Raw genomic sequence first — 25,185 nt, forward strand, 5'->3', positions numbered from 1 at the left:
CATTGCAAAATTATGTAAATCTTAAATACAAATATTGATACTTGATAATTCAGTATTTGCATTTTAAATATGCAAATATCAGTTTTTGAAATTTTAAATTTTATGAAAAACCATTTTAAATATTAAAAATAAAACAAAAAAACCTTTGATACACATAGATAAAATCTAGATCCAAAACTTGGGATTAGTTTCACATTAAAATTATTAATTAGCACCATAATTAGGCGTTGATTTAAGTATTTGCTCAATATTAAGGAATATAAAAAATGCACATTAGTAACATGGATGGCCTCGATATTCTGAGTTTAAAAATACTTGTTTCATTATATGAGAACAAGTCAGCAACCTATGTATCGAAAGCGCTAGACATTCCAGCTCCTAAAATCAGCCGTAGCCTTAAAAATCTACGGGAAATTTTTGGTGATGAGTTATTTATCCGTCGTAAATATGGCTTATTCCCAAATGAGTTTGCTACTCATTTATATCCAATTGCAAAAGAAGCAATTGAGTGTACTGATAAGTTTCAAAAAGCCAGAATAGCAAACACTCGCCAAGTTAAGACGCATGTCGAAATAGCAGCGCCAGGATTAATTGCCTACACCTTCCCTAAGGCCTTGATGCAGGCTATTAAAGAAGAGCAAAAACCCATGCACATTAATATAAACCCTTGGTCTATGCATACGACTCAAGACATTATTAATGGTGATACAACCCTAGGTATTTGTTGCAATAAAAGTGCTGCCGATGTTGCCGCCTTCGGCGATAAACTGCTAACAACTGAATTGCAACGTATGGACAAACTCTACCTGATTGCTAGCAGGCATCATCCTATTTTTAAACGGGAAATCACCCTAGAGACGATTGCGGAATACCCCTATGTCAATACGGATCTTGGTAATCCCAGCACCAAATTGAGTCCATACCAAGAGTTTTGCATAACGAATGGCATTAAACTCAATACTGAAATTACCATTACCAGTATTTCAAGTTTGTTTGAATATCTAGGCGAAAGTAATGCAGTCTCCCTATTGCCTTATCGGATAGTTTACGAAATGGTGAGTGATATTCCTGAGCTGCATACGTGTCAACTATCGCAGTATGAAGCAGAACGTTTATATGCAGATACAGAAACCCCAACGATTTTCTTAGTGCAAAAAAATCAGCCTAATGCAATCAATGAGGACTTGAAATGGTTAAGCGGAGAGATTAAAAAAATCGTCGATCGTATTATCTAGCCAAGCAATAGCTCAACATATCCAAACAACAAACCACCGATACACGAGGTGATAGGCATCCTCTGCCTTAGCTTAGGCTCCACCTCAGCCCCCATGCGATCCACTCGAGAATTGTTAAACCAAGCATACATCTTGGAGCATAAACACGTTACACTAAGCCCATCTTTATCCTAATAGATTCAGCTATGCGGACCGAAAATACAGCCACTCTTAATCTTATTTGGGGCGCCCTTATTCTTGAGGAGTTAGCACGTCTTGGCGTGCAACATGTGTGTATGGCGCCGGGCTCGCGCTCAACACCGCTAACCCTCGCCGCCGCCCAGCAAACTAAACTCCAGCGTCACTTACATTTCGACGAGCGTGGGCTTGGCTTTATGGCCTTAGGTCTAGCAAAAGCCAGCCGCGCACCGGTCGCCATCATTACGACCTCAGGCACAGCAGTCGCCAACTTGTACCCTGCCATTGTGGAGGCGTGGCTGACCCATGTACCTTTAATCGTCTTAAGTGGCGATCGTCCGCCAGAATTACTCGGCTGCGGTGCCAATCAAGCCATAGTCCAACCGGGAATTTTTGCGAATTACGCCACCCAAGTGAATTTGCCAACACCGGATACACATATCGCACCGCAGGCGTTGCTTACCACAGTGGATGAAGCAGTGGCGAATCAAACTCGTCCAGTGCACATCAACTGCATGTACCGTGAGCCCTTGTATCCGAGTGAACTCGGTGGCGCGATTCTCGATGCCGAATCACCCTACCTCAAACCATTGCAAACTTGGCTGCAGCTCGCACGTCCGTATACCCAATACGGCAAGAGCAAACAGGTGAGCAGCCCAAGTGACGATGCCATTATGCGGTTCGTCCACGGTAAAGGGGTGATCGTTGTCGGCACTCTCACGCCTGAACAAGATCCACAGCAACTAATTGCCCTATCGCAAAAAATCGGCTGGCCATTACTTACCGATGCCCAGTCGCAACTGCGTCAGCATCCCGCGGCAATAGGTAATATTGATCAACTGCTGCAACATCCAAGGGCACGCAATCTATTGCAGGAAGCGGATCGAGTACTCGTATTCGGCGGCCGTTTATTATCAAAACGCTTGATAGGTTATCTCGCCGAGCAAAATTGGCACAGCTATTGGCAGGTTTTACCAGAACAAGACAGGCTTGACCCTAGTCACAATGCTAAACACATTTGGCACGCGAATGCACAGCAGTTTGCGGCCTTAAATTGGTATCGCTCATCCTCTGCAAACTGGGCGAATACTCTAATCACCTATAACGATGAATTGCATAACTTATTTGTGCGCAATATCGACCAAGGGGAATTTGGTGAAGCACAAGTTGTGCGGGCCATCGCCAATACTCGTCCGCTAGAACAACAGCTTTTTATCGGCAACAGCCTGCCTGTACGCTTGTACGACATGTATGCCCCTGTCAGTTGTTGTACGGCAACCACTTATACTAATCGTGGCGCATCGGGTATTGACGGACTACTCGCCACCGCCTGCGGTATTGCGGCCCATGAAGGCAAACCCACGAGTTTAATCATCGGTGATTTATCACAACTGCACGATCTTAACTCGCTGGCCATCGCTAAAGGCTTAACCAGCCCGCTGGTGATCGTGATCCTCAATAACGATGGCGGTAACATCTTTAACTTATTGCCCGTTCCCAATGAACAAGTCCGTAGCGATTATTATCGACTCAGCCACGGTTTAGAATTTGGCTACGCCGCAGCTATGTTTAATTTACCCTATAATCAAGTGGATAATTTAGCCGATTTTCAAGATAGCTATAATGAAGCGCTGGATTTTCAGGGGGCTTCGATCATTGAAGTCAATGTAAGTCAAACACAAGCCAGCGACCAAATCGCCGAGCTCAACTTGTGGGTGAAACAAAGCTAATGCCAACCATGGCCCGTTACGGCAATTCTTCACTACCGACCTTAGTGCTACTGCATGGATTTTTAGGCACTAAGACCGACTGGTTGCCGTTAATGCCAGCGCTAAGCCAGCACTTTCACTGTATTTGCTTAGATCTTCCGGGCCACGGGGATAACCAAAGGGAGTTGAAGCTAACCGAATTAGATGGATTTAACCAATGTGTTGAAGATGTGTTGGCACACCTGAATGGCCTTCATATTGGTCAATTCCATCTCTATGGTTATTCTCTAGGTGGCCGTATTGCTCTGCACCTTGCCAAAGCCTATCCAGAAAGACTTCTGAGCCTAAACCTCGAATCCTGCCATCCTGGACTTACAGACCCGCAAGAAAAACTTGCCAGAATCAAAAATGATACTCAGTGGGCCGAGCGTTTACTGCATCTGAATAGCAAAGACTTTTTAAGCTTGTGGTATCAGCAGCCCGTATTTGCCGATATGACGGCTACCAAACGAAAAACCTTAATCGAGCATCGTTCTGCAGCATTAGATCTGCATCCGAAACAGCGGCTGAAAGAGGTATTCATAGACACCTCACTCGCACACCAAGCATCGATGTGGGATGTACCTTTGCAGCTTACCTGTGAGTGCCATTTCTTTGCGGGCAACCAAGATGCTAAGTTCCACGCCCTCGCCCAAGAGTGGCAATTACACGCGCCCATCCTCGTCCATAGTATTCACGGCGCCGGCCACAACATACACCAAGCTGCTCCCGAGGCATTAACCTCAAAAATAGTGAAGTTGCTAGGGTAATGACAGAATTAAAATGTAGGAAATATATGATATTAACTTCGCTTAACCTGTATCAATATCGACTACCGCTCGACGTATTATTGCCCGTCGGCAAGCAACGTATCGATCACAGAGCGGGATTAGTACTACAAGCCAGTGCTAATGTTGGTGGCGAGCATAGACAAGTCGAAGTTGAAATTGCCCCACTCTCTGGCATAGATGTCGATGAACAAGCCTTGATGGGGTTCAGCCGTGAAACACTCACTCAAGTGCAAACGGCTTTGACTGGATTATTACCCCAACTCTGCGGTCAGCATATTGATACATTGCTGGAATGCGCCGAGCAAAGCCCTTACCCTTCTTTGGCCTTTGGTTTAAGTCTGTTACATGCCAAGTTAATGGGCAAACTCGATGCCATCCGTCCACAAACGGCCACAGTCCCTTTGATTTATCATCCAACGGATGCCAGCAAAGACTTGCTCGATAGCAAAATTGCCGCCCTTGGCAGGAATGTTCGCTCGGTTAAAGTCAAAGTCGCGCAAACTTCAATCGAAGATGAACTAAGCCTGATTTATGGCATTTTACGTACCCGCCCCGATCTCAAATTGCGTTTGGATGCGAACCGAGGGTTTACACTTGAGCAAGCAATCGAATTTGCCGCTTGCTTACCCCTAGATACCATAGAGTACATTGAGGAACCTTGCCTGAATCCTCATGATAATCATGAATTTTATCAAGCAATTGGTATACCCTACGCCCTCGATGAATCGCTCAACGATCCAGAATACCAGTTTGTAATGCAAAATGGTCTGACTGCGCTTGTCATCAAGCCTATGCTGCTCGGCAGTATCGAAAAGCTAGCTAATTTAATCGATACGGCGCAAAGCTATGGCGTACGTTGCATTATCAGTTCGAGTCTAGAGAGCAGTTTAGGCATTAATGATCTGACTCATTTAGCCGCGATTCTCACTTCGGATGAAATCCCTGGGCTCGATACCCTCAGCGCCTTTAGCCAAGATTTAATCATGTCATCGGGTAAAAAATACTGCCTCACACTCGCGCAACTTGAGCCAATTGCACTGCACGCCATTGATTCAATGCAACAAAATGATGATACAGCCAAAAGTGAGGGAAACGAGTTTGTCTAATGCCAGCCTATCAAAACCGCTTGCACTGTCACCCGTGCACCAAGCTGCGCTTGCGTTTCCACAGCAGACAGCCATCAAGTTGGCGGGGCAAGACATTAATTACTCAGAGCTTAGCCAGCGCGTTATCGCACTGACTCAGCAGCTAAGCGCTTCGGGGATCTCAAAGGGGGAACCGCTCGCCTGTATTGCTAGCAATAATCTCGAGATGATTTGTCTCTATTGGGCCTGCATCGATATAGGAGTAATCTTTTTTCCTATCTCGCCCCGTTTCCCCCTCGCGCAGATCCAAGACTTAATTAATGAACATCAGATCCGCTATGTTTGGAGTGCTGAGGTTTGTGAACTACAGAATTGTCATCACTTGCGCTTAAATTTTAATCGCATTAGCAGTGACTTAGCCCAGCCTGTCGACTTTACTCGTCCAGCTAATGTGATTTTAACTTCAGGCTCTAGTGGCTTTCCCAAAGCGGCGGTGCATTGCTTAGCGAATCATATTGCCAATGCCGAAGGTGCCCGCAGCTTAATCCCACTCGAACAAGGTGATGCCTGGCTACTCTCCTTGCCCTTATTCCATATTGGCGGTCTTGCGATATTAAACCGCTGTGCCTTAGTCGGTGCCAGTGTTGTCATGCCAGATCAAGCGCTTAGCCTTGGTCAGCAGATTGACCAAGATCAGTTGACTCACATATCTCTCGTTCCCACACAACTGAGCAAGTTACTCGCCGATACGAGCAGCAAGCTTAAAAGTATCAAAGCCCTATTGCTGGGCGGCGGCGCAGTCTCAATTGACTTACTCCAACAACTTAAGCAACGCAATATCGCCAGTTACACCAGTTACGGCATGACGGAAATGGGCTCGCAGATCACCACAGGTCACGCTTTAAGCGACGGTAGCAGTGGCAAATTACTCCCCAAGCGTGAGCTTAAAATCGAAAACGGTGTGATTTTGGTGCGCGGCGAATGTCTGTTTATGGGCTATCTCACCGCGGATGGAATACAAAAGTGCGTTGAACAAGACGACTGGTTTTACACCAAAGACAAGGGCGAATGGGACGAAAATGGTAATCTGCGCATTCTTGGCCGCGTCGATAATATGTTTATCTGCGGCGGCGAAAACATCCAGCCAGAAGAAATCGAAGCCGCGCTTAAACAGCACCCACAAATAGACGATGCAATCGTTTTTGCCATACCAGATGTACAATTTGGCAATCTCCCTGCTGCCATCATTCGCGGCAGTTTAACCCACCACCCAGAGTCGATTGCAAATACGCTCGAACTGTTCCTTGCCAACAAAATCGCCCGCTTCAAACGCCCAAGACAATATTATTCATGGCCAGAAAATAATGAACAAATAGGACTGAAAGTGAACAGAAAAGCCTTGATAGCAAATCTTGTTAAACACTGATTCATCATCAACGTCATCAAGCCAATTTTCACCCATAAAAAAACCTGCCGCAGCAGGTTTTTTTATGGTTAAGTTACAATCACTTTACACGTGACGTGACTTAGGCTTCCATGCAAGCTTTTAGCTTGTTCATGGCATTTTTCTCAAGTTGGCGAATACGTTCGGCCGACACTTGATAAGTCTCTGCAAGTTCTTGCAGTGTGGTTTTATCGTCATCTAACCAACGAGCGCGCAGAATATGCTGGCTACGTTCATCTAAGGTTTTGATGGCCGATAATAAACGACCTTGAGCATTGGATTCCCAGTTGTCGTTTTCAATATTTTCCGCTAAATCCGATGAATGATCTTCCAAATAATGGACGGGGGCAAAATCATGCTCCTCGTCTTGATCATTGGTTAAATCAAATGCCGGATCTTGCGCTGCCATACGTGATTCCATTTCGGTCACATCGGCCTTAGACACACCTAAATTTTCAGCCACCATAGTGACTTCTGCATCGCTGAACCAACCTAAGCGTTTTTTCGCTTTACGGATATTAAAGAACAACTTACGTTGTGCTTTAGTGGTCGCGACTTTAACAATGCGCCAGTTTTTCAGCACATATTCATGAATTTCAGCTTTGATCCAGTGCACAGCAAAAGACACTAGACGCACGCCAACATCGGGATCGAAGCGTTTAACCGCTTTCATCAAGCCTATGTTGCCTTCTTGGATCAGGTCAGCCTGTGGCAAACCATAGCCTGAATAGCCCTTTGCAACGTGCACTACAAAACGTAAGTGCGACATAATCAGTTGCTTCGCAGCTTGTAGATCACCAGTTTCCTGTAAACGCTTGGCCAACTCATACTCAGCCTCAGCGTCCAGCATGCTGATGCTAGTCACTGAATGGATATAAGCTTCTAGACTACTGGCGCCCTGTGGGACTGTCAGTGCCATTGATTGCGTTTGAAAGGTCATTCGCTCTCCTACATTTATCAGACTACTTAACGAGTGCATTCTTAAGTTCAACAACAAAATACCCTAAGAATAAGCTCACGAACTATCGGCTAATTGACAGAGTATGTCAACCTCAGCTCATTTGCAGATACCCTTTTTACCTCGCTGAAGTAGACATTGCAAGTGAACAAAAGTTCATTACTCAGCATTTTTTTCGTCACTTTTTTTAGTTTAATCGACTGATTATTATGAAGGTTCAATCGACCGTAAATGCTGGCGTACAGACAAATACGAACCTAACCAACCTAAAAATGAGGCAAGTCCAACCAATTGCAGCAGTTCAATAAAAGTGAGTGATTTCATTTCAAGCTGACTGCCATACAAGCCTAAAAGTTCGGCAAGGGCGGAATCGAGATACCACACTAATAAGTTGATGATAAGCCAAGCCAATATGCCGCCAATAACCCCGTACCAAATCCCTGTGTAGAGAAATGGGCGCTGGATAAAGGCTTCAGTTGCTCCGACTAGCTTCATCACTTCAATTTCGCTGCGCCGATTTATAATTGCCAAGCGAATCGTATTACCTATCACTAAGACCACAGCCAGAACAAGTAACGCAGCAATCGCCATCACAGTACGTTCGAGTAGACGCACTACCGCCTGTAACCGTTCTAACCATTCAATATCTAAGCGGCCAAAGCTAATCTCAGGCTCGCGCTCTAGTTTAGTTAAGAGTTCACGGGCGCCCACTGGTGTTGAGTAACGCGGCGTAGGCGTAACGGTAATGACCGCGGGCAAAGGATTTTTATCTAAATAGGCCAAGGCCTCACCAAACCCAGATAAGCGTTGGAACTCTTCTAGCGCTTGATTTTTATCTATGTATTGCACTTTATCCACTTCGGGATATGTCCGAATGCGAGTCAGCAGGCTCTGAATCGTTTGTTCACTACGATTATCGTCGATAAACAAGGAGATCTCTGCCGCGCTGTTCCAGGAACTGGTAATGGTCTCGGCATTTTTAACTAACACTTGCAATGCTGCAGGCAAACTTAGGCTCACACCTAAGACAGCCATGGTCATCACAGAGGATATTGGGTTGCGCCAGAGCTCTCCCATGCTCGCCATTGCTTGCTGAGCATGGCGAATAAAAAACATCACAATCCGGCCAGACAGCGGCAGCTTGCTGCGAGTTAATTTTGCGCTATCGCTCATTGCACTTCACCTCTATTCGTCGGTGCACTGCGAGTGTGCACATTAGGATGCAACTCTTGTGCACCTAACATACGGCCCTGTTTAAGGGTAAAAGTGCGATATTTCATTCGTGCGATAAGACCTAAATCATGGGTAGCGATTAATACACTGGTTCCCGCATCATTAAAGGTTTCAAACAGACGCAAAATATCCATAGATAATTTAGGATCTAAGTTACCCGTAGGCTCATCGGCGAGCAGTAAAGGCGGTTTATTCACAATCGCACGGGCAATGCCAACACGTTGCTGCTCACCGCCGGACAACATAATTGGGTTATGCCGCTCCTTGCCATATAAACCCACCATGTCGAGGGCACCCGCTACACGCTTACGGATTTCGCCATGGGAGAATCCCTCAATCACCAGTGGTAAAGCCACATTGTCGAACACACTTCGGTCCATCAATAGATGATGGTTCTGGAAAATCATCCCGATATTGCGGCGCAAATAAGGTACATGTTTAGGGCTGACTTTGGCGATATCGTGACCGTTAATCGCGACGCGCCCCGTTGTTGCCCGCTCGATTACCGTGATTAATTTCAACAGCGTACTTTTACCCGCCCCCGAGTGGCCGGTTAAAAATGCCATTTCACCTTGCTGTAGATGAAAATTCACATCCTCCAGCGCCATTTGGCCGCCAGGATAAATCTTACTGACCTGCTGAAAATCAATCATAAATTAGCTATCCGCTTTTTCTTGAGTGAACAAGGCATCGATAAATTCTTTCGAATTAAAGGTTCGCAAATCATCAATTTGCTCACCCACACCTATGTAACGGATCGGAATATTAAACTTATCAGCAATCGCAAATACCACGCCGCCCTTAGCCGTTCCATCTAACTTACTGATGGTAATACCCGTTACACCTACGGCTTCCTGGAATAATTGTGCTTGGCTTATCGCGTTTTGCCCCGTGCTCGCATCTAATGTCAGCATGACCTCATGTGGCGTATCTGGGTCGAGTTTCTTCATCACTCGCACAACTTTCTTCAATTCTTCCATCAAGTGCGCTTTGTTTTGCAAACGACCAGCAGTGTCGGCAATCAATACATCTACTTTACGCGCCTTGGCCGCTTGCAAAGCATCGAACAACACAGAGGCACTATCGGCACCTGTATGCTGGGCAATCACTGTAATATCATTACGTTGACCCCAAACCTGTAGCTGCTCAACCGCTGCAGCACGGAAGGTATCACCCGCGGCTAACATCACTGACTTACCTTGGCTCTGATATTGTTTGGCTAATTTGCCAATAGTGGTGGTTTTACCCACGCCATTAACGCCAACCATTAAGATAACAAATGGGCCATTAGCATTGTCTGGTACTAACGGGATAGCGACTGGATCCAGTGTTTTTTGCAGCTCATCCCGCAGTAATTCATATAAAGCTTCGGCATCTTTAAGCTGCTTACGTGAAGCATGCTCTGTCAAATTCTTGATTAATCGCGTAGTGGTTTCGACACCAACGTCGGCGATTAATAATTGTTCTTCGAGTTCTTCAAACAGATCGTCATCGATTTTCTTGCCGCGAAATAGGCCGATAAAACCACTGCCAATATTCTCGCTGGTACGCATTAAGCCACGTTTCAGTCGAGCAAAGAGCCCTTCCTTAACGGGTCTCGCCTGAGGCTCAGGTTGCAATTCAGCAACGGCTATAACAGCTTGCTCAGTTTCAGCTTGTTGCTGAACTAAAGCCTCTGCTTGCTCACGTGCCAGTGCTTCGCCAGCGAGTTGTTCTGCCGCTAAGGCTTCAGCAGCATGCTGTTCGGCGGCCAAACGGGCAAGTTCAGCTTGTTCCGCTGCGAGTAATTCTGCTTCTAGCTGAGCGGCAACTACACGCACCGCCTCTGCTTGAGCTAATTGCTCTGCGGCGGCTTGCTCAACCGCTAACTGCTGTACTGCCAATTGTTCTGCGATGCGTTGTTCTGCTTCTAACTGTGCTTCGGCTAACTTCTCTGCAGCATGCTTTTGTGCACTAAGTTGTTCAGCAGCCAAACGTGTCGCTTCAGCTTGCTGATTAGCAAAATGCAACGATTCGATTCGGGCATGCTCAAGGGCGAATTGCTCGGCTTCGGCTTTTGCATGTGTTTGTTCGGCCGCTAACTGTTCTGCAGCCTGTTTTTCAGCATGAGCTTCGGCCTCGATGACTCCTTGTGCCTCTACTTGTTCCTGCGCTAAACGCTGTGCTGCATCAGTATCTTGTGTTGGAGTAACAACTGGCGTTTCAGCGACGACCTCATCTTGTGACTTATCTTTACGAAACCAAGAGAAAAAACCTTTCTTTGCCATGTGTGATTCCAGCGCTCTACTTCAGTATTGAATTTTGAATAAGACCCTGATGTTATACCAGATTGCCTCGGCAATTACGCCCAAAAAGTCGGCAATTAGCTAAGCTCAGTTAGCCTTCTCACCTTTTAGTGAGACTTTGATATAAAATAGCGGCCTTTATTAAGGTGGCACAGTCTACCACTTTCTTTCTTCAGGCAAAATCACGGGGGCACTTTGGTTAATCATCGAACGGTCAAAAATAATGTGACCAAGGGTCAAACAGCCAAAAATAAACCCGGCAGTGGACAAGTGCGGATCATCGCAGGCCAATGGCGCTCGCGTCGTCTACCTATCCAAGATCTCGAAGGTTTACGCCCAACGACAGACAGGGTTCGCGAAACACTCTTTAACTGGCTGGCGAATGATTTAGTCAATGCACGTGTACTCGACTGTTTTGGCGGTAGCGGCGCTTTAGCTCTCGAAGCCTTGTCCCGCTATGCCAGTTTCGCCAAAATTATCGAGTTGCAACGCGGCGCAGCCCTGCAATTAAAAGAAAATCTGCAAACCCTTAAATGCGATAAGGCCGAAGTGCTCAATGCTGATACGTTAGTGGTACTGCAAAGGGGCTGCGAGCAAGGTTTCGATGTGGTGTTTATCGATCCACCCTTTCGTAAGGGATTGGCAGAAAAGACGATTCAACTGCTCGATACTCAAGGTTGGCTCAATGATGGTGCGCTGATTTATGTCGAAATCGAGTCTGAATTGCCGCAACTTGCTATCCCTTCTCGCTGGCACGCCTTAAAAGAAAAGAATGCAGGGCAAGTGAGCTACCGTTTATATCAATATCACTCAGAAACCACTGTTGAGCTCATCGAAGATGAAAACCATGCCCTTATTAATTAACTTAGGTAAAGCCATCACTCTGATTGCATGGTTGATGATGGCCTACAACTTAGTCATCCCCTTTGAAGGCAATGTGGCGATTACTTTAAATATCCTGTTTGCCATTACCTGCATGATGCATTGCTTCCAAGTCGCGATTTTCCACATGCTGTTTAAGACCTTGCTACCATTAACGCAACAAGATTATCTACAAGTGTTTATCTTCGGAATTTTCAGCCTGTTAGCTTATCGGCAACGAGTGATGACTCAAGCGAATTAACCGAGCACACAGACAGCAAAAAGCCCTCAATAGAGGGCTTTTTAATGGCTATCAATTAAGAAACTGAATCGCTAAACCTTATCCTTTTGGATATGGGTGTGCTACGCCTTTATGGCAGTCAACACAGGTCTTTCTCGCGTCTGGTTCTTTCTTGAAGTTATTTGAGTGCATTCTTACAGCCATTTTACTCATAGTTTCTGGCTGATTCTCGTAAATACGAGTGTGGCAATGCTGACAGTTAGCAGAATCGTTCGCACGGAAATAATTCAGCGCTTTATCCGCTTGTTCTTTACGATTTTCATCTAACCAAGCTTGAGTGTTAAAGCCATCAATTGTCATGAAACCATATAAATCTTTAGATACGATGATTTTTTTGATCAAATAATCGACTGGACCATGGGGTAAGTGACAGTCTTGACACTGAACCGTAATCCCTGCTTTGCCGCCGCCATGGGCAGAAGCCAACACTTCATCCTTCAGCGAATGATTGCTATGGCAAGACATACAGAACTCATCTGTACTGGTCGCGTGTAATGTTTGTTGAGTGGCAAAGTACCCCACAACACCCACTACAATACCGACGACCAGTAGCGCCAGGATTGAATATTTCGCGCTAGGTTTAAATAGTGCACGCCAGTTCATCACTCTATCTCCAAAATTGTCAAAATTAGTTTTTATAAGACTAGTTTATGCTCTTTCATTTATTAGAAATTTGATTTTAAGCCGAAATTTGCTGATTAAATTAACCTTAAAAGCGCAAAATGAGACTTAGCTCTAACTATTTGGACGTCATTTGGTAAAAACCGCTAGCTGAACTGTGATGCACTTTAACTAAAGCTAATGCAATCACCCGATAATCGCAAGTTACCGATTTTTTATAGTTAGGCTTTCCCTTGATAATTCAGAACTAGAAAATCATTTTCTAGAAAACAGAAATGTGATCACGCCAATGCTTATTGCACCTTAAGAGTGAAGCAGAAATAAATGGTAAAACGCAGGTAAGCCGAATAATACTGTTCGAAATGAAACTTTCTACGATCAATTTGAGTCTCTTAAAATACGCAGTCATATTCATGATAAGCCCGTTGAAGGCAAAACTTCGAGTCAGAAATTTTATTTGCTAATTTAGATTAATTAGATATTCAAATTGAGGCGTTAACTGAAGTGTGAGTTAAATCATTACAGCTAAACATCGCTATGCTAGAATCGAGCAGTTCATCATTTGGAAGACTTATGCATCACACACTCGGTCGTTATTTTTTAGTCATATTCACTCTACTCGCACTCGTCGGGCAAAGTGTCGTGTCTAATGGTCACGCCATGGTGCCACACACTATGGATATGAGTGCGATGAATCATGAGGTTTCCTCCCAAATGCACCACGCTACAATGATGCAGATGGACACAGAGAACAGTTCTGACTCACATTCAATGGCCAACGCGGATTGCTGCAACGATAAAATGCTTCCCGGCGCGAAACAGCATTGCTGTGATGGCACCACATCATGTTCAAATGATTGTGGTCATTGTTTGACGATTTCAGTCGCTGGCACTCTATTCAGCCCACACCTCTGGCCAAGTGTGAGCATGAGCGATACTGCAATGGCCACTCCTATGCCTCATTTCCACTCTATCTCTTTGTCTTCGGCCTTTAAACCACCGATAGCCTAGCTCTACTTTGTGCTTATTGGGCAAATAAACCCTTAAAAAAGCCAAACGACCAAGCTAAAACGACAATGCTGTTAGCCCTAAGCTAACGCCCTATTTAGCCGTTTATTGTGGTGCCTTATCATTAAATCGTGCACCCGAGTCTAGCAGAACGTTGATTACTGAGCCGAATGCCAAATTGTGGCATCAATACGTCTATCGAAGCGAACCGCTTTGATCCACTGTGCTCACTGACGTTTATGCGCTCGTATTCGGCCGTTAATCCGATGGAGTGAATAATATGAAAACACTAACTAATCTCGCCTTAATCGCATTCTTGCTGACCAGCACAAGCGTGTTTGCGACGGCCGCGCCGCACGCACATCAACACGACAATGCCAATCCACAGGAACAAGCCCATACCCATGTTTGCCCTATGCACCCTGACGTGACTGGCAGCAAAGAGGATACTTGCCCTCAATGTGGTATGAACTTAGAGACAAAGGCAGTAGAAGCAAAACCAGCTGAAGGTGCGGCAAAAAACGCCCACAAACACCACTAAGCTAGGCTGGAGATGAGGCATATGAATCCATTTAAAACCGTAAAAAAGCAGGCACCCAATGCCGTACTAATCCTAAGCAGCTTACTGCTGGGATTACCGTTAAGCCATGCTCAACTATCGAGTGAAAAGGTTTTCGCATCGGGTACAGCTGGGACCACAGATCATTCACCGAAAAGTACCGAACTAAACCAAGTAAAAACTTACACTTGTCCAATGCATCCGGAAATACTCAGCCATGAACCCGGTCGCTGCCCTAAGTGCAATATGTTTTTAGTTGAAAAGGAAGGCACCGATACTAATTCAGCAGATCCACATGCTGAACATCAACATACAGATCACTTAGCGACAGACCATGCGCACACCTCGACCACGAAAGCGGCAAGTCAAGTGTTCGACACACCAACCCCTAAGGCTAACAATCTCGTTAAAAAAACCAGCGAAGAAACAACTAAATACATTTGCCCTATGCATGCCCACATCATCAGCGATGTGCCCGGTACGTGCCCTATCTGCGGTATGAATTTAGAAAAAGTCGAAACGGGTGGCGATACTCACGAAATCAATATCAATGTTTCCGGCAGCATGCAGCAAGCGCTAGCCATAAAAGTCGCCAAAGTTGAGCGCGATACGCTATGGAAATTTGTCGAGACCGTTGGACAAGTGGATTACGATGAAAGCCAAATAACGCATATCCATGCGCGAGTAACGGGTTGGGTTGAAAAACTGATGGTTAAGTCCATGGGAGACACAGTCAAAAAAGGGCAGCTACTCTATGAAATCTATTCACCCGATTTAGTCAATGCTCAGGATGATTATCTGCTTGCCTTAGATACCGCCAAAACGTCGGGCAACCAAAGATATCAAGATCTTGTTCGTAGAGCAGGTTTAAGGCTGTCATTCCTTGGATTTAACGAGCAACAAATCAAGCAATTAGCTAATTCGCGCCAAACCCAATATCGGGTACCCTTTTATGCACAACAGGATGGTGTAGTCGAAACACTGTCTATCCGCGATGGTATGTATATTGAGCCATCCACCGAAGTGATGTCGCTAGTCGATCTCTCTAAGGTATGGGTCATAGCCGATGTGTTTGAAAATGAGCAAAGCTGGATAGTCAAAGGCCAGCAGGCTGAAGTGGCCGTTCCCGCGATGAACTTAAGCGGGATCAAAGGCACCATAGATTATATCTATCCAGAACTCGATCCTGTCACGCGTAGCTTGCGAGTGCGTGTTGTGCTCAATAACACCCATGTTTCCCTTAGGCCGAAGACCCTCGCTAAAGTCTCGCTTTTTGGCGGCCCAAATAAGGACACGCTAGTGATCCCACAGGAAGCCTTAATCCAAACGGGTAAAGAGAATCGCGTGATAGTCAAACAAGACGACAATAATTTTGCCGCCAAAGTCGTGACCGTCGGCATGATGAGTCAGGGTAAAGCTGAGATTGTCTCGGGCTTAACCGAAGGCGAGCGCGTGGTGATCTCAGGGCAATTTTTACTCGACTCTGAAGCCAGTCTCAAGGGCAGCTTAATGCGTTTAAGCAGCGGTCATCAGCACTAGGAGCGCGTTATGTTGAAATATATTATTGAGGCGTCCATCAGGCAGCGATTGATGGTGTTGATCATTGCCATCATGATCACTGTCTGGGGCGTACAGGAGCTGCGCAAAACGCCGCTTGATGCACTGCCCGATCTGTCGGATGTGCAAGTGATTATTAAAACTTCCTACCCAGGGCAAGCGCCTAAATTGGTAGAAGAACAAGTCACTTACCCTTTATCTACCGCCATGTTAGCTGTACCCGGCGCCAAAACGGTACGCGGCTATTCCATGTTCGGCGATTCTTATGTCTATGTGATTTTTGAAGATGGCACAGATATCTACTGGGCGCGCTCACGGGTATTAGAATACTTAAGTCAGATCAGTAGCCGATTGCCACAGGGCGTACAACCGTCCCTTGGCCCCGATGCCTCAGGTGTGGGTTGGGTATTTGAATATGCGCTGATCGATCGCTCTGGCAATTTAGATTTATCACAACTCAAAAGCCTGCAGGACTGGTATCTTAAATTAGAGCTACAAAGCGTGGCTGGCGTGTCTGAAGTCGCCACCGTCGGTGGTATGGAGCAGACCTACCAGATCGTACTCGAACCCGACAAAATGGCGATCTATAAACTGGATATCGCCAGCATTAAAGATGCGATAGAAAAATCTAATAGCGAAGCTGGCGGCTCGGTCATCGAAATGGCTGAAGCCGAGTATATGGTGCGCGCCAAAGGCTATCGTCAAACCCTTGAGGATTTCCGTGAAATTCCACTGGGTATCACCAGCCCTTCTGGTACAGGTTTATTACTCAAAGATGTTGCTACCGTGCGCAAAGGCCCGGCCTCACGCCGCGGTATAGCCGAACTTGACGGTGAAGGTGAAGTCGTAGGCGGCATTATTGTGATGCGTTACGGCGAAAATGCTTTATCCACGATTGATGCCGTAAAAGCTAAGCTTGAAGAACTGAAAGCAGGTTTACCCGATGGTGTAGAAATCATCCCCACCTATGACAGATCCCAATTAATCCTTAATTCCGTTGATAATTTATTCAGCAAGGTCGTCGAAGAAATGCTAGTGGTAGGGTTGGTCTGCCTGCTGTTTTTACTGCACGCACGCTCAACCTTAGTCGCCATCATTACCCTGCCGCTTTCAATCCTGATTGCCTTTATCGTAATGAATAAGATGGGGGTGAATGCCAACATTATGAGTCTTGGGGGTATCGCGATTGCCATAGGCGCAGTGGTGGACGGCGCAATTGTGATGATTGAAAACCTGCACAAACATTTGGAAAAGTTTCACACAGAACACAACCGAGAACCCGATACTAAAGAACATTGGCGAATCGTCACCGAAGCGTCGATTGAAGTCGGCCCTGCGTTATTTTTCTCATTGATTATTATCACCTTAAGCTTTGTGCCTGTGTTCGCACTCGAAGCGCAGGAAGGCCGTTTATTTGCACCGCTGGCCTATACCAAATCCTTTGCTATGGCCGCTTCCGCATTATTAGCAATCACATTAGTGCCAGTCTTAATGGGCTATTTTATTCGGGGAAAAATTCCGAGTGAGCATAAAAATCCCATCAGTCGCGTGCTGATCGCTTTATATAAGCCCTCGCTTAATCTGGTACTTAGGTTTCCTAAAATCACCCTAGGATTAGCATTGATTGCCTTAGTCAGCGCTTGGTATCCGATGACGCGCATGGGCAGTGAGTTTATGCCCGAGTTAGAAGAAGGCGATTTACTCTACATGCCAACCGCGTTACCAGGACTCAGTGCGGGCAAAGCCGCCGAAGTGTTACAGCAAACCGATCGTTTGATCAAAACCGTCCCCGAAGTCGCCCGCGTATTTGGTAAGGTGGGCCGCGCCGAGACTGCGACCGATCCCGCACCGTTAACTATGCTCGAAACCACCATCATGCTTAAACCCCATGAAGAATGGCGCGAGGGCATGACCTTAGATGGCATCATCGCTCAACTGCAACAAACGGTGAAAGTGCCAGGACTCACCAATGCTTGGGTGCAACCCATCAAAACCCGTATCGATATGCTCTCGACTGGGATAAAAACCCCCGTTGGCATCAAGATCACCGGAGCCGATGTGAATGAGCTGCAAAGTCTAGGGGCAGAAATAGAGGCCATCCTCAGTAGAGTGCCACACACTAAGTCGGCCTATGCCGAACGCAGTGGCGGTGGGCGTTATATCGATATCACCCCCAAACTCGATGTGGCCGCACGTTACGGTATGTCATTGCAGGATATTCAAGATGTAGTGCGTTACGCCATTGGCGGTATGGATATTGGTGAATCGGTACAAGGGGCTGAGCGTTATCCCATCAACCTACGTTATCCCCGTGAGCTACGCGATAATATTGAGAAGCTACGCGAACTCCCTGTGATCACTAAATCGGGAAATTATCTACCACTGCGAAATTTAGCGGATATCGAAATCACCGATGGCGCACCTATGCTCACCAGTGAAAATGGTCGCTTAATCTCTTGGGTGTTTATAGATATTGAAGGCACGTCTATCGGCGAATACATTACTACTGCCAAGCAAGCATTAACTACCGAACTTAAAGTGCCCCCGCGCTACAGCTATACCTTCGCAGGCCAGTATGAATATATGCAACGGGTAGATGCAAAACTGAAGCAAGTGATCCCTATGGCCTTAGGTGTGATATTCATCCTGTTGATGATGACATTTGGCTCTACTTTGCAGGCGAGTATTATCATGCTCAGCCTCCCCTTCGCGCTGGTCGGCAGCACTTGGCTATTGTATCTACTGGATTACAACATCTCAGTCGCCGTCGCAGTCGGTATGATTGCTTTGGCGGGCGTTGCCGCGGAGTTTGGGGTAATCATGCTGATTTACCTTAATAATGCCATTAAGCACAGGCAAGAGAAGAATAACTACCATACAGTTACCGATCTCAAAGAAGCTTTAATTGAAGGTGCTGTTATGCGTATTCGCCCCAAAGCCATGACAGTAGCAACCATCTTCTTCGGCCTACTCCCCATTATGTGGGGTGCAGGATCGGGTAACGATGTGATGCAAAAAATTGCCGCACCTATGGTCGGTGGTATGGTTACTGCCCCATTATTGTCACTGTTTGTACTACCCGCACTTTATTTACTGATTTACTCGCGTAAATTAAAGAAAAATGCGGCGTAATTGAGTTTACGGCGCTAGAACACCGATAAAATCCCCTCAACCCATTGACATTTGAGGGGATTTTTTCATTCAATCAGATTAAAAATCTAATTTTGCAACAGTGCCATACACCACTCTGAGTAAAATAAGCCTCTAAGTTTATAGCGCTTATGTGTACCATTGACTCAGTGCCACACAGAATTGACTCAATTCACTGCCGCAGGAAGGATCCCATCACATGACCAAGTCATTTTGTTTAACCATCAGCCAGATATGGCCGCAAGCACTTTCCCTTAAAACCCCATCACGCGCATTACTTGCCGCATTCGGTTTATGCTCTGCGCTCATCATTACAGCCCCCGCCTTTGCCGCACCCGCAACCGGTGAATTCGTTGCCGACAAACGCTGTGAGCTATTTCAATCGAAAAATAAGCAGACGAATCCAGATCAATGGCAGAGCAATATTGGTGAGCGCTACCCTGTACTTGAAATCCTCGGCAATAGCGCTAAACCTGATTGGCTAAGAGTGCGCACCAATGCGGTGAAGTCTCCCATGCGTTGGATCAGCGGCGATTGTGGTCAATATCTATCTAATGTTGCTGGCAGTAATTTATCAACACCTGCAACGGCGGCGGAACCGGCGCAAACAACCACGGCATCGGACATCAAAGCAAAAAGCCGAGATAGCCTTAAAGAGCATGGTACCCCAGAGAAACGCCAAGGGAATCAATGTCAAATCGGTGGCGAATTCGATGCTAACGTGCTCGCATTAAGCTGGCAAAGCACCTTTTGTGAACTCTATGGCCGCCGTAAAGCCGAATGCCGCGCCCTCAGCCAAACGCCAGAATCGAGCCAATGGCAACACTTCAGCCTGCACGGACTGTGGCCGAATAAACAACAATGCGGCACGCGATATGGCTATTGCAGCACAGTCAAACTGCAACCGAATGATTTCTGTACTTATCCGGAGTTTGAACTGAATCCATCGGTGCGCAAAAATTTAGAAGAAGTCATGCCAAGCGCCCAATATGGCACCTGTTTAGAACGCCACGAATGGTGGAAACACGGCACTTGCCGTAGCCAAGACCCTAACGAGTACTTTTTATTGGCAACCCAGCTGACCCAAGCGGTCAATGCCTCGGCATGGGTACAAAAATTTATTCATGACAACATAGGTAAGAGTGTCAGTAAAAGTGAGTTAAACCAAAGTTTTGATAGCAGCTTCGGTCAAGGCGCTCACACTAAAATGAGTCTTGAATGTGGCAAGGGATTACTGAGTGAAATCCGCATTAACTTGCCCGAAGTCATTAAAACTTCTGACTCCTTACCTAGCCTACTCGCCAAAGCCAATAAGGCCTCAAAAGGCTCCTGCCCTGAAACAATCATGATTGATAACGCTAATTAAACAAATAGTTAGACAAATAAAAACGGCGATTTAGCGTCGCCGTTTTTAACCTTAATGACAGTCCTTAATATGCCAGTCACATCTGATTAAGCTTGATCACCGCAAAGGTAGCGCCTTGGGCGTCAGCAATGACAGAAAATCGTCCCACATCAGGGATATCACTAGGCGGAATGCACACTTGCGCACCTAAGGCTTGGGCCTTCTCAGCAAACGCATCGCAATCCGCTACTGCAAAATAAAGCAACCAATGGGGAGAAATATCACCCCATTCGGGCATTATCGTCATCATACCGCCGATGGATTGACCATCAAGCTGCCATTCTGAGTATTCAATGTCAGGCATGTCACTCGGCATGTTGGTCCAAGGGAAGATTTTGCAGTAAAAGGCTTCTTCAGTACGCGGCTCTTTGCAAGCCAGCTCGACCCAGCAAAGGGTATTGAGTTCACCCTGACTGCGAGCACCAATGTGGTTCTTCGCTTGCCATAAGGCAAAACGTGCGCCTTCAGGATCGCTGACCTGCGCCATCACGCCCGCATCACCCACAATATGCGGCCCCATGTGCACTTGGCCGCCCGCCGCTTGAATCGCTGCAATGCTGGCATCGATATCATCGACGGCAAAGTAGATACGCCAGTGGCTGGGGATATGTGCTTCTGACTCAGGGATTTGATACATGGCGCCTAAGTCATCTCCCGCTAAATTAAATAGCGAAAAGTGACCTTCAGGGATGGGCATTTCAACCGCGTTCCAACCAAATAACGCTTGGTAAAATACTGTTGCTCCCTGCCAATCATGGCTTGCAAGTTCAACCCAACATGCATGTCCTTGTGCGTACTGAGTCATTTTCATTATCGGCTCCTTTGTCTTAACAATCATTCGAGTTAAGCCTGAGTTTGTATTTCTGTCCAGTATTCAGGTTAAAAAGATCTGCAAGACAAAACTCAACCACTAAAGACAAAAAAGCCCTCACATAGAGGGCTTAAATCATCACAACAAATTAGGAATATTGCGGCAGTAAATTTGCCATCGCGAGCAGATGACATGCACCTGTGACTATGCCAAATAACACCACAAGAATAATCAGCGGTGTACCGCCTATCACTCTAAAACCTGTGCTATCGGGGAACAACTGCCGCGATTTATAGGCCATCAGCGCCGGGACGATTACCGCCCACACAGTTGCCGCTAATGCCGCAAAGCCAATCGCCACTAAGAAGCCGTCGGGAAACAGTAATCCTAAAATCGTTGGCGGCACAAAGGTCACTAACGCGGTTTTCATTCGGCCAGAGCGTGAATCATCAAAACCAAACAAATCAGCAAGATAATCGAACAGACCTAAGGTCACCCCTAAGAAAGATGAAGCCACAGCTAAGTTAGCAAACAGGGTCAACATACTGTTTAACCAGCTACTCGCCATCACCTCAGACAAAGCGCCCACCAACACCCCCATATTGCCGCCTTGGGCAATAATGTCGATAAACTGGCTGCGGGGAATATTACCCATAGTCGCCACTAACCAACAGGCATAAATCACCAGCGCGATAAAGGTGCCGACGAAAATCGCCTTGATAATGGTGGAGGAATCTTTGCCGTAATACTTCACTAAGCTGGGAACGTTACCATGGTAGCCGAAGCTGGCGAGACCAAAGGGCAGCGCCGCCCACAGATAAGGTGAAAAACGGTTATTACCATCGGGTTCGAGCAACTTAGTCACATCAATTTCGATCAATAAATTGCCGATCGCGAGGAAGAAGGTAATGATCATACCGCCGAGCATAATCGTGGTAATCCGATCCACGGCTTTAGTACTGATCAACACTATGCTCGCTAATACTATGGCGAACACCAGCCCTGCCACGCTTTGCGGTAACTCAATTCCCATGCCCTGCAAGCTGTGATTCACAATCGAACCACCGCCGCTGATATAGGCATAGGTCAAAATATACAACACGAAAGCGATAGAAACGCCGTTCACTATCCGCCAAAACTGCCCAAGAGTTTGCTTGCTTAAGGTATCGAAGCTAGCACCGGGTTCGAAATGTAAATTGGTTTCGAGCAACAATAAACCCGACATCAACATGCAAAACCAAATGCCCAATAACATCAAAATCGAATAGCCAAACCACATACCTGCACCGACCACCGGCAGAGAAAACATCCCAGCACCTACGGTCGTGCCAGCAATAATCATGGCACCACCGAGCAAGGACTTACCTGCGGGCTTATGCTTAGCCGCATTCATATGATTTGCCATTAAACTGTGTGCTCCGCGGTGACACTCGCCACTATCGTTTGTCTCACTGACGGACGTAATAAGCTATTGGCCTGATCTCGTATGCGATTGATATTGGACTTATCTTCACTATCCGCCAGATATCCCAATTCTTTAAGCTTCACGCTCAAAGTACCGTAGAGTTTTTTATCGTAGAACTCAGGCGCGGTAATACCATGTAAAGCCCCTAAACGCTGGGCGAGTAAATGGCTCTCAGACTCAAGTTCTGAGCGCTCCATTTTAGGTCTGTTCGCTAACAGATTGAAAATAATAGCGTAGCGTTGCAGAGTTTCACTCACTGAACTGGCTAACAACAATAATTGGCTTGAGTGCTCAGGCACGACAGTTAAGGTATCAGTCTCAACCACTAAATCTTGCCCAATCAGGAAATCCAGCACTTGCTCAACATAGGCTGGTAAGTCTTTAATTCCCATGAAGAGTTCGGCTTTTAGCAGTGGATAAAAATCGGCAACGATTGAAACCACTTGCTGGCGCAGGATCTGTTCATTATGGGTTAAACAACTCGCAATTAATGAAGGAACAATAAATAAGTGAATGATATTGTTACGATAGTAAGTCATAGACACAGCCTGACTCGCTTCAATAGACACTATTTCCCCTAAAGGATCGGCACTAACAACAAACTTGTTCAGCTCTAAACCTTGCTGCACTAAATGCTTACCATCACCTTCGGCAACAGATGTATAAGAAGTGTAAGGCACTTTTTTGAGTAGGGTCAGATACAAATCAAGCTGACGCTCCAGCAGACTACGTTCTAAGGCGTTTTGATCTGTCGCCAGTAAAACTAAGCTAGTCAAAGTCACAGAACTCGCGGCTGCGGCATCATTGATACGCGTCATCACCCGATTAGCCAGCACGTTTACCGCTGGCGTTAACCAACTTGGTTTCTGCTCGGGATCATCGGCCAACTCAGTACGCCAGTTTGGCGCGCGCTCATTTAAGAAGTTTTGCAGAGTAATCGGCTCGCCAAAGTTCACATAACCTTGGCCGAAATTACCAAGTTTGCGAATCGCACCAAACACCTGCCACACAGATTCTTTTTTCTTTTTCTTACCACTTAACTCTTTATGATACGTCGCCACTTCCATCACATGGTCATAGCCTAAATACACAGGCACTAGCGTGACTGGACGCTCGATACCGCGCAGCACACTGTTCATCGTCATGGCGATCATGCCAGTTTTCGGCGCCAACAGACGGCCAGTACGTGAACGGCCACCTTCGGAGAAGTATTCCACCGAATAACCTTTAGCAAACAGCTGATCTAAATACTCACGAAATACTGCGGTGTACAGCTTATTGCCATTAAAACTACGGCGGATAAAGAAGGCACCACCGCGACGGAACATAGGTCCCGCGGGCCAGAAATTGAGGTTAATGCCGGCAGCAATGTGCGGCGGAACCATGCCTTGATAATACAAAATATACGATAACAGCAGGTAATCCATGTGGCTGCGATGGCAAGGCACATAAACAATCTCGTGGCCATCGTGGTGTAACTGCCGAACTTGCTCGGCGCCTTTAATGTTGATCCCGCTGTAAAGCTTGTTCCACAGCCAAGTTAAAAAACGCTCGGCAATACGCACTAAACTGTCTGAGTAATCGGCAGCGATTTCATCGAGATACTCAATAGCCGTCTCGCGCGCTTGGGTCTCAGAAATCTTTTTACTGGCGGCTTCTTCTTGAATCGCTTTGCGCAGCGACTCAGATTTGAGTAACGAATGAAACAGTGCTTGGCGGTTTGGCAGCACAGGCCCTGTCATTACCTTACGTTGACGACGGAAATGCACGCGCGCAACCCGTGCTAACTTATGGGCAATCCCCATGTCGGTGCCATGTTCGTCAGCCATGTAACGCAGGGATACGGCATTCGAAAACTGCACGAAGTTATGTCGACCTAAGAACAGAATCATCAAGCACTTGCGCAACCAAGTCGGGTTTTCCCGCTCAAATACGGCCGCCTTCATAGTGTCGTCTTCTTTCCCTGGCGTGCGACCCCAATACAAGCTCACGGGCACCAGTTGAATATCCAATTCAGGACGTTCCTTATGCACGGCTAACAAACGCATAAAGCATTCGAGGAAAGGCTCATTACCAGCACGTTCGCCAAACAGTGGCTTACGTCCTTGAAGACAGACAACCCGAGGCGCAGTCACACCATTAGCCACTAGAGGCTCATAAGGGCTTGGTAAGCCTAACTTAGCCGTTATTTCGCTCAAAGCAGCGATGTCACTGAGGGATTCTGTTTTCATCACATAAACAAGGGGTCTGGAAGCATCCAGATTCAGATCGGCAAAGGGATCCTGAGGCACCACAATAGTGTGCACTAAGTGTTTTTGGATCCAACGTAATGATTTCAACCAAAGAGAGTCGTGTTTAGGCATTATTCTTATGCAATTAAGTGCGTTTACTAGCCCGATAGAATACCAGACTATGGGCAATATTCGCTAATTCTCTCCAACATAGCTAAAAAGTGGTTAATACTTGCGCTGCAAATAATACTGTATATACT

At 46.3% G+C, this 25,185-nt stretch carries 20 protein-coding genes; 12 read left to right on the forward strand and 8 right to left on the reverse strand.

Annotated elements, in window-relative coordinates; all coding sequences use genetic code 11:
- The first annotated feature begins 266 nt into the window (after window positions 1-266).
- From L5L94_RS07965 to menE, 5 genes are all read left to right on the forward strand, one after another.
- Entirely contained in the window at window positions 267-1,235 is a 969-nt protein-coding gene (locus tag L5L94_RS07965) for a LysR family transcriptional regulator (protein WP_105250597.1), read from the forward strand.
- A 185-nt stretch (window positions 1,236-1,420) separates the two neighbouring features.
- Window positions 1,421-3,142: a 2-succinyl-5-enolpyruvyl-6-hydroxy-3-cyclohexene-1-carboxylic-acid synthase gene (gene menD, locus L5L94_RS07970; RefSeq protein ID WP_105250598.1), complete on the forward strand. Its 1,722-nt coding sequence runs from the start codon at window positions 1,421-1,423 to the stop codon at window positions 3,140-3,142.
- Window positions 3,142-3,930: a 2-succinyl-6-hydroxy-2,4-cyclohexadiene-1-carboxylate synthase gene (gene menH, locus L5L94_RS07975; RefSeq protein ID WP_263162372.1), complete on the forward strand. Its 789-nt coding sequence runs from the start codon at window positions 3,142-3,144 to the stop codon at window positions 3,928-3,930. Before menD ends, menH begins: the two co-directional genes overlap by 1 nt.
- A 26-nt stretch (window positions 3,931-3,956) precedes the next feature.
- Window positions 3,957-5,057 carry an o-succinylbenzoate synthase gene (gene menC, locus L5L94_RS07980; protein ID WP_263162374.1) on the forward strand — a complete coding sequence of 367 codons (1,101 nt, stop codon included), beginning with the start codon at window positions 3,957-3,959 and terminating at the stop codon, window positions 5,055-5,057.
- A complete protein-coding gene (menE, locus tag L5L94_RS07985) occupies window positions 5,020-6,462 on the forward strand; it encodes an o-succinylbenzoate--CoA ligase (protein ID WP_411569220.1) in 1,443 nt (480 codons plus the stop codon). Before menC ends, menE begins: the two co-directional genes overlap by 38 nt.
- A gap of 100 nt (window positions 6,463-6,562) precedes the next feature.
- Here menE and rpoH read toward each other — a convergent pair whose 3' ends face one another.
- From rpoH to ftsY, 4 genes are all read right to left on the reverse strand, one after another.
- On the reverse strand, window positions 6,563-7,420 hold the full coding sequence (rpoH, locus tag L5L94_RS07990) for an RNA polymerase sigma factor RpoH (RefSeq protein ID WP_006079635.1): 858 nt from the start codon (window positions 7,418-7,420) through the stop codon (window positions 6,563-6,565).
- A 225-nt stretch (window positions 7,421-7,645) separates the two neighbouring features.
- The gene (gene ftsX, locus L5L94_RS07995) at window positions 7,646-8,611 is read right to left on the reverse strand and encodes a permease-like cell division protein FtsX (protein ID WP_168827242.1); all 966 of its coding nucleotides are present in this window, start codon (window positions 8,609-8,611) and stop codon (window positions 7,646-7,648) included.
- Window positions 8,608-9,324 (reverse strand): cell division ATP-binding protein FtsE, encoded by a 717-nt coding sequence (gene ftsE / locus L5L94_RS08000; protein WP_263162382.1) that lies wholly within the window; start codon window positions 9,322-9,324, stop codon window positions 8,608-8,610. Before ftsE ends, ftsX begins: the two co-directional genes overlap by 4 nt.
- A 3-nt stretch (window positions 9,325-9,327) precedes the next feature.
- Window positions 9,328-10,938, reverse strand: a complete 1,611-nt coding sequence (gene ftsY, locus L5L94_RS08005) for a signal recognition particle-docking protein FtsY (protein ID WP_263162385.1) — start codon at window positions 10,936-10,938, stop codon at window positions 9,328-9,330.
- Between the two features lie 213 nt (window positions 10,939-11,151).
- Between ftsY and rsmD the strand changes: the two genes are divergently transcribed.
- The gene (gene rsmD / locus L5L94_RS08010) at window positions 11,152-11,820 is read left to right on the forward strand and encodes a 16S rRNA (guanine(966)-N(2))-methyltransferase RsmD (RefSeq protein ID WP_131524803.1); all 669 of its coding nucleotides are present in this window, start codon (window positions 11,152-11,154) and stop codon (window positions 11,818-11,820) included.
- Window positions 11,795-12,079, forward strand: coding sequence for a DUF1145 domain-containing protein (locus tag L5L94_RS08015; RefSeq protein WP_173248200.1), 285 nt, complete (start codon window positions 11,795-11,797; stop codon window positions 12,077-12,079). Before rsmD ends, L5L94_RS08015 begins: the two co-directional genes overlap by 26 nt.
- 78 nt (window positions 12,080-12,157) lie before the next feature.
- On the opposite strand, the gene L5L94_RS08020 is transcribed toward L5L94_RS08015, so the two are convergent.
- Window positions 12,158-12,721, reverse strand: a complete 564-nt coding sequence (locus tag L5L94_RS08020) for a NapC/NirT family cytochrome c (protein WP_219251870.1) — start codon at window positions 12,719-12,721, stop codon at window positions 12,158-12,160.
- Between the two features lie 591 nt (window positions 12,722-13,312).
- Between L5L94_RS08020 and L5L94_RS08025 the strand changes: the two genes are divergently transcribed.
- From L5L94_RS08025 to L5L94_RS08045, 5 genes are all read left to right on the forward strand, one after another.
- On the forward strand, window positions 13,313-13,750 hold the full coding sequence (locus tag L5L94_RS08025) for a hypothetical protein (protein WP_168827238.1): 438 nt from the start codon (window positions 13,313-13,315) through the stop codon (window positions 13,748-13,750).
- Window positions 13,751-14,027: 277 nt separating this feature from the next.
- A complete protein-coding gene (locus L5L94_RS08030; RefSeq protein WP_263162390.1) occupies window positions 14,028-14,288 on the forward strand; it encodes a heavy metal-binding domain-containing protein in 261 nt (86 codons plus the stop codon).
- Window positions 14,289-14,309: 21 nt separating this feature from the next.
- The gene (locus L5L94_RS08035) at window positions 14,310-15,845 is read left to right on the forward strand and encodes an efflux RND transporter periplasmic adaptor subunit (protein WP_263162393.1); all 1,536 of its coding nucleotides are present in this window, start codon (window positions 14,310-14,312) and stop codon (window positions 15,843-15,845) included.
- Window positions 15,846-15,854: 9 nt separating this feature from the next.
- Window positions 15,855-18,995, forward strand: a complete 3,141-nt coding sequence (locus L5L94_RS08040; protein ID WP_263162396.1) for an efflux RND transporter permease subunit — start codon at window positions 15,855-15,857, stop codon at window positions 18,993-18,995.
- 217 nt (window positions 18,996-19,212) lie between these two features.
- A complete protein-coding gene (locus L5L94_RS08045; protein WP_263162399.1) occupies window positions 19,213-20,379 on the forward strand; it encodes a ribonuclease T2 in 1,167 nt (388 codons plus the stop codon).
- 76 nt (window positions 20,380-20,455) lie between these two features.
- On the opposite strand, the gene L5L94_RS08050 is transcribed toward L5L94_RS08045, so the two are convergent.
- From L5L94_RS08050 to plsB, 3 genes are all read right to left on the reverse strand, one after another.
- Window positions 20,456-21,229, reverse strand: coding sequence for a VOC family protein (locus L5L94_RS08050; RefSeq protein WP_263162402.1), 774 nt, complete (start codon window positions 21,227-21,229; stop codon window positions 20,456-20,458).
- Between the two features lie 148 nt (window positions 21,230-21,377).
- Complete coding sequence (gene mtr, locus L5L94_RS08055; protein ID WP_131524814.1) at window positions 21,378-22,634, reverse strand: tryptophan permease; 1,257 nt, start codon at window positions 22,632-22,634, stop codon at window positions 21,378-21,380.
- Window positions 22,634-25,057, reverse strand: a complete 2,424-nt coding sequence (gene plsB, locus L5L94_RS08060) for a glycerol-3-phosphate 1-O-acyltransferase PlsB (RefSeq protein ID WP_263162406.1) — start codon at window positions 25,055-25,057, stop codon at window positions 22,634-22,636. Before plsB ends, mtr begins: the two co-directional genes overlap by 1 nt.
- Window positions 25,058-25,185 lie beyond the last annotated feature (128 nt).

This window comes from Shewanella sp. SM21 (assembly GCF_025654335.1).
GTDB classification, from domain to species: domain Bacteria; phylum Pseudomonadota; class Gammaproteobacteria; order Enterobacterales; family Shewanellaceae; genus Shewanella; species Shewanella oncorhynchi.